This is a genomic window from Anabaena sp. WA102 (genome assembly GCF_001277295.1).
GTDB classification, from domain to species: domain Bacteria; phylum Cyanobacteriota; class Cyanobacteriia; order Cyanobacteriales; family Nostocaceae; genus Dolichospermum; species Dolichospermum heterosporum.
Genome location: NZ_CP011456.1, coordinates 1,559,368 through 1,571,466 on the forward strand (window position 1 = coordinate 1,559,368; position 12,099 = coordinate 1,571,466).

Consider the following 12,099-nt stretch of genomic DNA (forward strand, 5'->3'; position numbering starts at 1 on the left):
GTTTATTAATACATCTTAGCTAAAATTGACTTGTGCCTAGCTTGGAAGATAGGGGCGAGGTAATTAGGGAAGGGAAAATTTTGTTTTTTCTCTCTGCCGACATAGACCGCTACCCCTGAGTTTCTTTAAGCAGCTATGATATTTTTCAAATCGGTAAAAACTTCTTCTTGGGACTGATTACCGTTGACTGTGAGGAGTTTTTGGCGATCGCTGTAATAGTTAATTAAGGGTGCAGTGTCATCACGGTAAACCTCCAAGCGCCGACGAATTACTTCTTCAGTATCATCTTTTCGTCCGCGTCCTAGTAACCGGGTAATAACAGTTTCATCTGGTGCATCCAGATTGACTACTTTTTCACCACCCTGTCCTAGACTTGTGAGTAATGCTACTAGAAACTCTGCTTGTGTAACTTTACGAGGAAAGCCATCTAAAATCCAACCTGTTTTAGCATCTGGTTGTTTCAGGCGTTCTTCAACCATATCTTCTACTAATTTGTCGGGGACTAATTCGCCTTTATCCATAAAACTTTGGGCTTGTATGCCCAAATTTGTTTTGTCTTGAATGGCTTGACGTAAAATGTCACCTGTAGAAATATGGGGAATCTGCAAAAATGCAGCCAAGGTTTGAGCTTGAGTTCCTTTACCAGCACCCGGTGGTCCCAAGAAGATTAATCGCGTCACTATTGTTTCACCATTCCTTCATATCGCTGAGAGATAACGTAAGTTTGGATTTGTTTAGCAGTATCAATTGCCACACCAACTAAAATCAACAAAGATGTCGCACCCAAACCTTTAAATGTGGGAACTTTTAAGGCACTTTCTACGGCTGTGGGAATAATTGCCACTAAACCTAAAAAGATAGCCCCTAAAAAAGTCAGTCGGTTTGTGACCTTTTCGATATACTCACTAGTAGCTTTTCCAGGACGAATACCGGGAATACTAGAACCCATTTTTTTCAAATTCTGAGCCACGTCTACAGGGTTGAGAATCAACGAAGAATAGAAGTAACTGAAGAAAACAATGGAAGTTAAGTAAACGAGGGCATATACCCAAGGTGCAGAACCACCGGGACTTAAATAGGTATTAACAATGTTTGCTAATTCGGGATTTTTAGTGAAATTGGCGACTAAAAGTGGCAAACTCAGGATGGCGGCTGCGAAAATAATCGGCATTACTCCGCCAGAATTAAGCCGTAAGGGCAAATAACTCCGCTGTTCTGCTAAAACTCTTCTGCCTACTTGACGACGAGCAGAAATAATAGGGATGCGGCGCATTCCTTCCTGTACGAACACAATACCCACGATTGTGAACATAAAAACTAGTACAAGGACGATGACACGCCCAACAATTTCCCGTCCACCAACTTGTACCAAGTCAATGGTATCGCCCAGAGATTTGGGTAAAGAAGCCACAATGTTGACAAAAATCAACAAAGATGCCCCATTGCCAATCCCCCGTTCAGTAATCAGTTCCGATGCCCACATAACGAACATTGAACCAGCAGTAAGGGCGATCGCAGTTTCTGCGACAAATATTGGACCTGGGTTGAGAGCAAATTGTTGGAGGAATAATGCCGAAAAAGCTACACTTTGAATAATTGCCCAAACTACTGTCACATAGCGGGTAATTTGTGATATTTTCCGCCGACCTGCTTCCCCTTCATTTTTCTGTAAATTTTCTAAAGATGGCAGAGCAGCAGTGAGCAATTGGATGATAATGGAGGCATTAATAAAGGGCAAAATCCCCAAAGCAAAGATCCCCAAAGTAGAGAGTCCCCGCCCAGAGAATATATCCAATAAACCGAAGATGGAATTGTTGCCCGATATAGCCTCAGCAAACTTAGGTCTATCAATTCCTGGAACAGGCAAAAATATCCCCAGGCGAACCAAAATTAAAATACCGACGGTTACAAGCAGCCTACCTCTCAGTCCGGCTGCTTGCGCCATCTGCATAAAAGTTTCTTGAGCCGTTGGGGCTTTGTCTCGACTGATCATAGAGTTTTACCTTTGAAGTCCTAACTATGATTTACGTGATTCATGATGACGAAGATGATTAAGGTATCTTGTGAACAATAACCTCTTCCCCCCAATCACGAGGTTATCGGCAGTCCTTACCCCTCATCTTTTATACAGTTTCACAACTCCCACCGGCAGCCTCAATTTTAATCCGAGCTTGACCTGTGAAAGCAGCAGCTTTTACCTGAAGAGGAACATTCAATTCTCCATTACCCAAAATTTTCAATTCACCTTTAACAGTGGTTAAGATACCCGCCGCTTTTAAGGATTCCAATGTTACTTCTGAGTTAGCAGGCAAGTTAGCTAATTTCTCTACATTAATCGTAGTGTAAATTCTCCGGTTAATGAGGGGGAAGCCCTTGAGTTTAGGTATCCGGCGGTACAATGGCTGTTGACCACCTTCAAAACCTGGTCTTGTGCCACTACCGGAACGGGATTTTTGACCCCGCATCCCTAGACCAGCACTAGCACCTTGTCCAGCAGAAATACCTCTACCTACACGCTTACGGCGTTTTTTAGAGCCTTTTTGGGGCTTAACATCATTAAGTCTCATTTTGATTTGGGATTTTAGATTTTAGATTTTGGATTTTAGATTGAGAATCTGATACAAAGGGTGACTAAATATAGAGTTTCTCAATGGCGATACCGCGATCTTCAGCAACTTCACTTAATGTCCGCAGGGTAGATAGAGCATTAACTGCGGCTCTGGCATTGTTCAAAGGGTTATTTGAACCTAGTTGTTTGGCAAGAATGTTCCGTATTCCTGCTAACTCTAGTACAGTCCGTACAGCACCCCCGGCAATTACCCCTGTACCTGGTGCGGCTGGGCGCATCATGACTTTAGCTCCGCCACCGATACCATCAATGGGGTGAGGAATGGAATTGGATTTAGTGATAGGGATGTCAATTAGATGTTTTTTACCATCAGCGACACCTTTTTTAACTGCACCAATTACATCTGATGCCTTACCAACTCCGACTCCCACTTGTCCTCGTTCATTACCGACGACGACAATGGCACGGAAGCTGAGTTTTTTACCACCTTTGACGACTTTACTCACCCGGCGGATTTGGATAACTCGCTCTTGCCAGGTGGTTTCTTCTTTTTTTGTACGGCTTGCTTTACGACGACCGGTTACCATAATCAATGCTCTCTTTTAGTTGTCAGTTGTCAGTTGTCAGTTGTCAGTTGTCAGTTGCTACTGACTATTGACTACTGACGGACTTAGAAATCTAGACCAGCTTCGCGTGCCGCCTCAGCCAGTGCTTTAATGCGACCATGATAAAGGTTGCCACCACGGTCAAAAACGACTTTAGTGATGCCTTTTTCTAGGGCGCGTACAGCTACCAATTTACCAACTTGCACTGATGCGTCACAGTTAGCACCAGAAACTACGTTAGATTTCAATTCTGGTTCTACGGTTGATGCGGCAACTATAGTTTCTTGCTTGGTATCATCAATTACCTGAGCATAAATATGCTCATTGGATCGAAATATAGCCAAACGTGGACGTTCTGGAGAACCTTTGACTTTGCCCCGAACGCGCCGATGACGACGTTGTTTTGATTCTTTGCGTGTAAGTTTCATGTTTACTTCTTACCACCCTTACCAGTCTTACCAGCTTTGCGTCTGACCACTTCACCTGCATAGCGAATACCTTTACCTTTGTAAGGTTCAGGGGGACGGACTGCACGAATTTTAGCTGCTGTATTTCCTACAATTTCTTTGTCATAACCGCTGACTATGACATTAGTAGTACCTTCTACTGCAAATTGAATTCCTTCTGGTGGTTCAATTTGCACTTTATGGCTATAACCCATATTTAAAACTAGGTTACGGCCTTCAAGTTGGGCGCGATAACCAACCCCTTGGATTTCCAAGCGACGTTGAAAACCCTGGGATACTCCCTCCACCATATTGGCCACCAAGGTGCGGCTCAGACCGTGCATTTGTCTGGAGGTGCGGGTTTCATCACGACGAGTAACTAGCAATGTTTCTCCATCTAAGGAGAGTATGACATTGTTAGGTAGTTGACGGGAAAGTTCACCTTTAGGACCTTTCACCACTACTTTGACACCATCAATCGCCACTTGCACTTTGGCGGGAATGGTAATTGGACGTTTACCAATACGAGACATGATTTTTTGTTCTTTGTCAGTTGTTTTTTGTCAGTTGTCAGTTGTTGGTTGTTTTGCCACTGACCAATGACCAATGACCAATGACGACTACCAAACGTGGCAAAGCACTTCACCGCCTAGATTTTGGCGGCGTGCTTCGCGGTCAGTCATAATCCCACTGGATGTAGAAATAATGGCAATACCGATACCGCCTAGCACTCTTGGTAATTCTTTTCTATTGGAGTAAACACGCAAACCTGGTTTACTCACTCGTTTTAGGGCAGTGATTAGGGGTTGGCGATTTTTACCTTTGTATTTCAGGGAAATAACTAGGTTCCGCTTAATTCCTTCTCCTGCTTCTTCAACTTCCGCAATGAAGCCTTCTTCTCGCAGTACCTTGGCAATACTACGAGTCATCTTTGTAGCTGGTACTTGCGTAGTTTGATGCCTTGCCATATTGGCATTGCGGATGCGCGTCAGCATATCTGCAATTGTGTCGTTAGCCGCCATCGTTCCCTCTTTAGATGAACTTATTGATCGCGAAAGGGCATTCCCATTTCCTTAAGTAAGGCGCGGCCCTCTTCGTCGGTTTTTGCCGTGGTGATGATAGAAATATCTAAACCCCGGACTTGATCGATTCTGTCATATTCCACTTCTGGAAAAATTAGCTGTTCGCGCACACCCAGAGTGTAGTTGCCACGGCCGTCAAAGCTTTTGGGGCTGACACCGCGAAAGTCTCTGATTCTGGGTAGTGTCAGGTTAATCAGACGATCTAAAAAAGCGTACATCCGTTCGCCTCTTAGTGTCACCATAATCCCGACGGGCATACCTTGACGAATTTTAAAGCCGGCGATCGCTTTCTTTGCCCGTGTTACCACAGGTTTTTGTCCAGTAATCAGGGCTATTTCGCTGATGGATGCCTCTAGTGATTTAGCGTTTTGAGCAGCTTCTCCCAAACCTCTGTTGATAGTTACCTTAATCACCTTCGGCACTTGATGCACGTTGGTGTATTGAAACTGATTAATTAATTTGGGAGTAATTGTCTCTTGATATACAGTTTTGAGTCGTGTTATGGCCATAGTGTTTGTCCTGTTATTCCCTGGTCTTGGTCAGGGAAAGTTCTTTCTCAGTTGTCAGTTGTCAGTTGTCAGTTGTTGTTTACTAATGACGAATGACTAATAACTATTTATCAAGAATCTCACCTGTTTTTTTGAGCATTCTCACTTTCTTGCCTTCGGCGGTGAAAGTGTAGCAGACACGACTAGCAACGTTTTGCTTGGTGGAATAGAGCATCACATTGGAGCTATGAATGGGGTACTCCTGGGTGACTATTTGCCCTGATTCGCCTTCCTGCTGGGGTTTCACGTGCTTGGTTTTAATGTTGACACCTTTGACAAGAACTTTGCTCAGTTGTGGTAGTGCTTTAATCACTTCACCAACTTTACCTTTATCTTTGCCAGCGATGACTTGCACAGTATCACCAGTTTTGACGTGCATTTTATGAAAAACTTTGGGTTGTGGGCGCTTTGCCATTACAGCACCTCCGGAGCCAGAGAAACAATTTTAGTAAAGTTTTTATCGCGCAGTTCTCGAGCTACAGGTCCAAATACCCGTGTACCTCTAGGATTACCTTCTTTATTGATAATCACTGCGGCGTTATCGTCAAAACGGATGCACATACCGCTATCACGACTTATTGCTTTACGTGTTCGTACGATTACTGCTTCTACAACATCAGACTTTTTGACAGCCATGTTGGGTGAAGACTCTTTGACAACAGCGATAATTCTATCGCCTACGCCACCATAACGGCGGTTACCTGCACCTAATACGCGGATGCACATTAGTTTTTTAGCACCGCTATTATCTGCGACATTCAGATAAGATTGGGGTTGAATCACAACTGGTCTCTCTTTTGGGGTCGTTGTAAGTTAATACAACTGTTTACTATGTAGCTTTGGTGTTCAGAATTTCTGCAACTTGCCAACGCTTGGTTTTGCTCAGGGGTCTGGTTTCTTGAATCCGCACGCGATCGCCTGTTTTACAGGTATTTTCTTCGTCGTGAACTTTATAGCGGCGGGTTTGAACTACGATTTTGCCGTACTTGGGGTGAGGAGCGCGGTTTTCTATGGCTACTACCACAGTTTTTTGCATTTTATCGCTCACTACCAAGCCAACTCGTTCTTTGACTGCCATAATTTCCTACTTTTGCTCTTGGTCTGAAAGACTTGCTGCCCGTTTCCGTTCTCCTTCTACTGTCAGCAATTGGGAGAGACGATGGCGTGCGTGTTTGAACTGGTGAGGCTTTTCTAGTTGTCTTGTGGCTTTTTGCAAGCGCAACTGGAACAATTGTCTCTTAACGGCGACAATTTCCTCGGCCAGTCTTTCGTCATTTAATTCTCTAGCTTCCGCAATCTTGGGAAGAGGCATAACCTACTCCTGCTCCTGTGGTTGAGAGCGCACAATAAATTTGGTCTTAATTGGTAACTTAGCGTCAGCCAATCGCATAGCTTCGCGGGCAATTTCTTCAGTCACGCCGCCAATTTCAAACATGATCCGGCCTGGCTTGACTACGGCTACCCAAAATTCTGGGTTACCTTTACCAGAACCCATCCGGGTTTCAGCAGGACGCATGGTGATTGGTTTGTCAGGGAAAATCCGAATCCAGATTTTGCCACCCCGGCGAATATACCGAGTCATTGCCCGACGGGAAGCCTCGATTTGCCGTGAGGTAATCCAAGATGGTTCTTGGGCTTGGAGTCCAAAATCCCCAAAGTTGAGGGTACTGCCTCGGCTGGCAAGACCTTCCATGCGTCCGCGTTGTTGTTTGCGGAATTTAGTTCTTCTAGGACTTAACATGATTTGTCAGTTGTCGGTTGTCAGTTGTCAGTTGTCAGTTGTCAGTTTTTTTGCCACTGACTATTGAGCATTGACTAGGATTCATTGGAGCGGTCTTCAAACTGTTGACGACGACGTTGTTGTTGTCGGCGACGAGGTTCACGGTCCCGATCTCCCCGGTCGCGGTCACGGTCACGTTCTCTGGCGGGTTGGGCGGGAGCTTGTTCCTGACCAGGAATAATTTCTCCTTTAAATACCCAAACTTTAATGCCGAGAATCCCGTAAATTGTCTTAGCTGTGCAGCCAGAATAGTCAATGTCAGCGCGTAAGGTGTGGAGAGGAACTCGACCTTCACGAGTCCACTCAGAGCGGGCGATTTCTGCACCGTTGAGCCGACCACCGACTTGAACTTTGATTCCTTGTACACCTGCTCTTTGAGCGCGTTGAATTGCTTGACGCACAACTCGGCGGAAGGAAACCCGACGTTCTAATTGTTGAGCAATGTATTCGGCAATCAGGTAAGCATCAGCATCAACTCGTTGGACTTCAACAACGTTAATGCGAATTTGGCGATTACCACCCAAAGCTCCTTGTAGTCCAAGACGCAATGATTCAATACCTTGACCACCCCGACCTACAACCACACCTGGTCTAGCTGTACGAACTTCTAGGTCAATTTGATCCGCTTTGCGCTCGATTCTCACTTCGGAAATACCGGCGTTATTTTGAGCGTATCTACCTAGTTTTTGTTCAATGTATTGACGGAGTTTGTAGTCTTCCTGTAGAAGTTCTGGATAACGGTCAGGTTCTGCAAACCAACGGGATTGGTGTTCTTGAGTTATACCCAGTCGAAAGCCGACTGGATGAATTTTCTGTCCCACAAAAGCTTCCTCTAAAATTTCTTACTGTACGCAATTTTTTTGTGCCTGTATGGCTGTTTACTCAGCAGTAGCGCCAGCGGAAACAGCAACAGTGATATGACACGTTGGTTTGCGAATTTGGTAAGCTCGACCTTGCGCTCTGGGTTGAAACCGTTTTAGCACAGGTCCTTGGTCAGCATAGGCTTGACTAATCACCAAACTGGCTCTGTCCAAACCAGCATTATGCTCTGCGTTAGCTGCGGCACTTCTGAGAACCTTTAAGATAGGGTCACAAGCACCATAGGGCATAAATTCGAGAATAATTAGTGCTTCTCTGTATGAACGCCCGCGAATTTGGTCAAGTACACGGCGCACTTTATAGGGAGAAATGCGTATATAACGGGCGATCGCCTTAACTTCAGTAGTGTCAGTTGCCATTTTCATAACTTACTCTATGTTTGTCAGTTGTCTATTGTCAGCGGTTGTCAGTTGCAAGAGGACTAAATGACCACTGACTACTGACTAATGACTATCTCCCTGATTTTTTGTCACTTTTGCCATGACCTCTGTAGGTACGGGTAGGAGCAAATTCTCCTAACTTATGTCCTACCATTTGTTCATTGACAAATACAGGAACGTGCTGCCGTCCATTATGAACAGCGATAGTATGACCTACCATCAAGGGCAAAATGGTCGAAGCTCTCGACCAAGTTTTAACCACTTGTTTTTCATCTTTTGCGTTTAACTTCTCAATTTTCTTGAGCAGATGGTCAGCAACAAAAGGACCTTTTTTTAAAGAACGACCCATAGTTCAATTTTGGATTTTGGATTTACCTATTTTGGATTTCGGATTTTGGATTTTGGATAAATTATCTATGGATTAATTAGTTGAACATTTAATGCCCATTAATAGCCTCCCATCTAAAATCCAAAATTTAAAATCTAAAATTCTAAGACTGACGGCCACCACGACCACGTTTAGATGATTTGCGGCGACGACGGATAATCAACTTAGTGCTGGCTTTTTTGCGCTTACGTGTCTTCGCCCCTAACGTAGGTTTACCCCAAGGTGTTACAGGACCGGATCTACCGATAGGCGCTCTACCTTCACCACCACCATGTGGGTGATCCACTGGGTTCATGGCACTACCTCTAACCTTGGGACGACGGCCTTTCCAGCGATTTCGTCCAGCTTTACCAGCACTGAGGTTTCTTGCGTCTGTATTACCGACTTGTCCAATGGTGGCGTAGCAATCACGCCGAATCAACCGGACTTCACCTGAAGGTAACTTCAATGTCACATAGTTGCCTTCTTTGGCAACAACTTGTGCTACTGCACCGGCAGCACGGACAATTTGACCACCTTTACCTGGGGTCATTTCGACGTTGTGAACACCAGTACCCAAGGGAATATTCGATAAAGGTAAGGCATTACCATCTTCGATTGGTGACTCAGGTCCAGCAATGATCTTTGTCCCTACAGTCATGCCATTTGGTTGCAAGATGTAACGTTTTTCGCCATCTTCATACAACAACAAAGCGATCCGCGCATTCCGGTTAGGATCGTATTCAATGGCTGTAACTGTAGCCGGGATATTCCGCTTATCTCGCTTAAAGTCAATAATGCGGTAAAGTTGTTTGTGTCCGCCACCCCGACGACGGCTGGTTATCCGCCCTTGATTGTTCCGACCTTTGGGACGATGAACTGATTCAGTTAATGATTTTTCTGGCTCAGTTTTCGTAATTTCGGCAAAGTCAGAGATGATTACTTGGCGAGTACTGGGGGTATAAGGGCGATAAGAACGAGTACCCATAGTTCAGTTTTGGAGTTTTGATTTTTGATTTTGGAGTCAGAATTTTTTGATTTCAATTTCCGATTTTTAATTGTTGTTTGGCATTTTCTTGATTTATTAGCCCAATCTAAAATCTAAAATTTAAAATCTAAAATTTTTAGACTTCTGGGAAGAGAACTTTTCTGATTTTTTCTTCGTCCCCAGGAGCAACAGTGACAATAGCTCGCTTGTATTGGGGTTTGTATCCAATAAATCTACCTACCCGTTTTTGTTTGCGGGGTGGGTTAGCGGTATTGATTTTGACGACCTTAACTGCAAATAGGTCTTCAATTGCGGCTCTAATTTGTGGTTTGGTGGCTTTAGGAATTACTTCAAATGTGTATTTGTTTTGTTCCATGAGCATGGTCGCTTTTTCGGTGAGAATGGGGCGACGCACTAAATCCGGTAGATCACGGGTGGCAACTACTTTAGGCACTGTAGACCTCCTGGATCTTCTCTAGGGTTGATGATGTGACGATAATTTTGTCAGCATGGAGCAAATCGTAAACGTTTAACTGGTCGGCAGGAATCAGTTTTAAGTTTTCGATATTGCGAGCTGATAAAAGCACGTTTTCTGCAATTTCAGACAAAATCAATAGTGCTTTTTGTTCTGGTGCAGCACCCCATCTAGCTAATGCTGCTACGAGATCCTTGGTTTTAGGACGCTGTAATTCGTTGCTAAATTCTTCAACAACAATTAAATCTTCAGCACGACTAATAAAGGCTGTCCGCAATGCCAATCGGCGTTCTTTGCGGTTCATTTTTAGGTCGAAGTCTCTGGGTTTTGGTCCAAAGATCACACCGCCTCCACGCCACAATGGTGAACGGATAGAACCAGCACGGGCGCGACCTGTGCCTTTTTGCCGCCAAGGTTTACGACCACCACCACGAACTTCTGCACGAGTCTTGGTGCTGGCAGTTCCCTGGCGAGAATTGGTCATTTGTCTGACTAGGGCGCGGTGTACGATATGCGCCGCTGTTGTTTCTTTGGCAACTCGTAAGTCGAAGTTTGTCTCTCCAACTTGCTCTCCTTGCCAATTTTTAATTACACTCTCTACCATCTTTGTGTCCTTTGTCAGTTGTCTTTTGTCAGTTGCCAGTTGTCGGTTGTCTTTTTTTGTCACTAACCAATGACTACTAAGCAATGACTAAATGACTATTTTTTACCAACTATAGTTGCAGGAACGACGCTGACTAAGGCTCCTGGTTTGCCAGGAATAGCTCCTTTAATCAGGATTAAGTTGCGTTCTGCATCTACTCGTACTACTGTCAATTTGCGAATTGTGACACGAGTACCGCCTAAACGTCCTGCCATCCTTTTACCGGGATAAACACGACCTGGGGTTGTACCAGCACCGATAGAACCTGGCGCTCTATGGTTTTTGGAACCGTGTGACATGGGACCGCGACCAAAGTTGTTCCGCTTTTGGTTGCCGGCAAAACCGCGACCAATACTCGTACCAACTACATCTACAATTTCGCCTGCACTAAAAATATCTGCTTTAATTTCTTGACCTAAAGCATAATCACCAGCGCTATCGGTGCGATATTCATTCAGATGACGGACTGCTGGAGCGGATGATTTAGCCAAATGTCCCAACAGTGGTTTGTTCAGTGCCTTGGGTTTGACTTCGCCATAACCAACTTGAATGGCAGAGTAACCGTCGGTCTGTTTCGTTTTAACTTGCGTAACGGTGCATGGACCGGCTTTGACGACGGTAACAGGAATAGAGACTCCTGCTTCATCAAAGATTTGGGTCATGCCCAGTTTGGTGCCGAGAATACCTACAGACACAGTTACTGGTTCTCCTTTCGTTTTATTTTTTTGGGCTAAACCTGGAAGTCGAATGGGGACAGGTTTTGCTACTGTCGCTTGAGTGTAAACTTTACCTCTAAAATTTGGACTGGCGTTAGACAGTGCAAATTCCTGGCGACGCAACAGTTTTTGTCCCTTTTGCTTTAGTGAATTTGTTTATTTTCACTTACTCAATCACAATAACAGGAATAACTGCCTACTCTATTGAGAAGGGATTACTTCTGGAATTCAATGCGAGGCTTGATGGCTTTGCGCTGTGTGCAGCAATGCTTTCGTCCAAGCAGTTGCTTTGGCACTCTACCGTTGTAGCAGGACTTAAGTGGTTATTGACCCTCAGTATCCTTTTCCTTAGTCTTAACATCATGCCATGAAACCAACATTATTGCTAAGGAACTACTTATTTTCATGCCCTAAACTATTGTCTAAGGTTTTGCCTAATTTTTTTAGGATTTACGGGAGTGATTTGGTGTGGGAGCTTAAATATGACTTTGGCTCTTTATTTGACCTGAAAGCTTTTTTAGTTTAGCAGTCTCTTATGAAGTGAGCCAGTTTTATTCTTTTGGGGAAACTAACTAGAAACTCAGATGCTAGGACTAACTAGGAAGTCTAAATAAGAAAGAT

Annotated in this window: 20 protein-coding genes; all 20 read right to left on the reverse strand. The window is 44.3% G+C overall.

Features of this window, described 5'->3' with window-relative positions:
- Positions 1-125: 125 nt before the first annotated feature.
- The 20 genes from AA650_RS06695 to rplC all read right to left on the reverse strand — a co-directional run bounded on the left by AA650_RS06695 (position 126) and on the right by rplC (position 11,457).
- Entirely contained in the window at positions 126-680 is a 555-nt protein-coding gene (locus tag AA650_RS06695; protein ID WP_027402088.1) for an adenylate kinase, read from the reverse strand.
- Positions 680-1,993 (reverse strand): preprotein translocase subunit SecY, encoded by a 1,314-nt coding sequence (gene secY / locus AA650_RS06700; protein WP_027402089.1) that lies wholly within the window; start codon positions 1,991-1,993, stop codon positions 680-682. Before secY ends, AA650_RS06695 begins: the two co-directional genes overlap by 1 nt.
- 130 nt (positions 1,994-2,123) lie before the next feature.
- Entirely contained in the window at positions 2,124-2,567 is a 444-nt protein-coding gene (rplO, locus tag AA650_RS06705) for a 50S ribosomal protein L15 (RefSeq protein ID WP_027402090.1), read from the reverse strand.
- Between the two features lie 64 nt (positions 2,568-2,631).
- Complete coding sequence (gene rpsE, locus AA650_RS06710; RefSeq protein ID WP_027402091.1) at positions 2,632-3,156, reverse strand: 30S ribosomal protein S5; 525 nt, start codon at positions 3,154-3,156, stop codon at positions 2,632-2,634.
- Between the two features lie 83 nt (positions 3,157-3,239).
- On the reverse strand, positions 3,240-3,602 hold the full coding sequence (gene rplR / locus AA650_RS06715) for a 50S ribosomal protein L18 (protein ID WP_027402092.1): 363 nt from the start codon (positions 3,600-3,602) through the stop codon (positions 3,240-3,242).
- 2 nt (positions 3,603-3,604) lie between these two features.
- The gene (rplF, locus tag AA650_RS06720; RefSeq protein WP_027402093.1) at positions 3,605-4,153 is read right to left on the reverse strand and encodes a 50S ribosomal protein L6; all 549 of its coding nucleotides are present in this window, start codon (positions 4,151-4,153) and stop codon (positions 3,605-3,607) included.
- Between the two features lie 87 nt (positions 4,154-4,240).
- Positions 4,241-4,642, reverse strand: a complete 402-nt coding sequence (rpsH, locus tag AA650_RS06725; RefSeq protein ID WP_027402094.1) for a 30S ribosomal protein S8 — start codon at positions 4,640-4,642, stop codon at positions 4,241-4,243.
- 20 nt (positions 4,643-4,662) lie between these two features.
- Entirely contained in the window at positions 4,663-5,211 is a 549-nt protein-coding gene (gene rplE, locus AA650_RS06730; RefSeq protein ID WP_027402095.1) for a 50S ribosomal protein L5, read from the reverse strand.
- A gap of 103 nt (positions 5,212-5,314) precedes the next feature.
- Positions 5,315-5,665 (reverse strand): 50S ribosomal protein L24, encoded by a 351-nt coding sequence (gene rplX, locus AA650_RS06735; protein WP_027402096.1) that lies wholly within the window; start codon positions 5,663-5,665, stop codon positions 5,315-5,317.
- A complete protein-coding gene (gene rplN / locus AA650_RS06740) occupies positions 5,665-6,033 on the reverse strand; it encodes a 50S ribosomal protein L14 (RefSeq protein WP_027402097.1) in 369 nt (122 codons plus the stop codon). The genes rplX and rplN overlap by 1 nt, the downstream gene beginning before the upstream one ends.
- A 46-nt stretch (positions 6,034-6,079) precedes the next feature.
- Positions 6,080-6,328, reverse strand: coding sequence for a 30S ribosomal protein S17 (gene rpsQ / locus AA650_RS06745; protein WP_027402098.1), 249 nt, complete (start codon positions 6,326-6,328; stop codon positions 6,080-6,082).
- A 6-nt stretch (positions 6,329-6,334) separates the two neighbouring features.
- Positions 6,335-6,562: a 50S ribosomal protein L29 gene (gene rpmC, locus AA650_RS06750; RefSeq protein WP_027402099.1), complete on the reverse strand. Its 228-nt coding sequence runs from the start codon at positions 6,560-6,562 to the stop codon at positions 6,335-6,337.
- 3 nt (positions 6,563-6,565) lie between these two features.
- Positions 6,566-6,991, reverse strand: coding sequence for a 50S ribosomal protein L16 (gene rplP, locus AA650_RS06755; RefSeq protein WP_027402100.1), 426 nt, complete (start codon positions 6,989-6,991; stop codon positions 6,566-6,568).
- A gap of 74 nt (positions 6,992-7,065) precedes the next feature.
- Positions 7,066-7,851, reverse strand: a complete 786-nt coding sequence (gene rpsC, locus AA650_RS06760) for a 30S ribosomal protein S3 (RefSeq protein WP_053538449.1) — start codon at positions 7,849-7,851, stop codon at positions 7,066-7,068.
- 57 nt (positions 7,852-7,908) lie between these two features.
- On the reverse strand, positions 7,909-8,268 hold the full coding sequence (gene rplV, locus AA650_RS06765) for a 50S ribosomal protein L22 (RefSeq protein ID WP_027402102.1): 360 nt from the start codon (positions 8,266-8,268) through the stop codon (positions 7,909-7,911).
- A gap of 91 nt (positions 8,269-8,359) precedes the next feature.
- Positions 8,360-8,638 carry a 30S ribosomal protein S19 gene (gene rpsS, locus AA650_RS06770; protein ID WP_027402103.1) on the reverse strand — a complete coding sequence of 93 codons (279 nt, stop codon included), beginning with the start codon at positions 8,636-8,638 and terminating at the stop codon, positions 8,360-8,362.
- Between the two features lie 142 nt (positions 8,639-8,780).
- On the reverse strand, positions 8,781-9,644 hold the full coding sequence (rplB, locus tag AA650_RS06775; protein WP_027402104.1) for a 50S ribosomal protein L2: 864 nt from the start codon (positions 9,642-9,644) through the stop codon (positions 8,781-8,783).
- 136 nt (positions 9,645-9,780) lie between these two features.
- On the reverse strand, positions 9,781-10,098 hold the full coding sequence (locus AA650_RS06780; protein ID WP_027402105.1) for a 50S ribosomal protein L23: 318 nt from the start codon (positions 10,096-10,098) through the stop codon (positions 9,781-9,783).
- Positions 10,091-10,723: a 50S ribosomal protein L4 gene (gene rplD / locus AA650_RS06785; RefSeq protein WP_027402106.1), complete on the reverse strand. Its 633-nt coding sequence runs from the start codon at positions 10,721-10,723 to the stop codon at positions 10,091-10,093. Before rplD ends, AA650_RS06780 begins: the two co-directional genes overlap by 8 nt.
- A gap of 95 nt (positions 10,724-10,818) precedes the next feature.
- Positions 10,819-11,457 (reverse strand): 50S ribosomal protein L3, encoded by a 639-nt coding sequence (gene rplC, locus AA650_RS06790; RefSeq protein ID WP_027402107.1) that lies wholly within the window; start codon positions 11,455-11,457, stop codon positions 10,819-10,821.
- Positions 11,458-12,099: the final 642 nt, after the last annotated feature.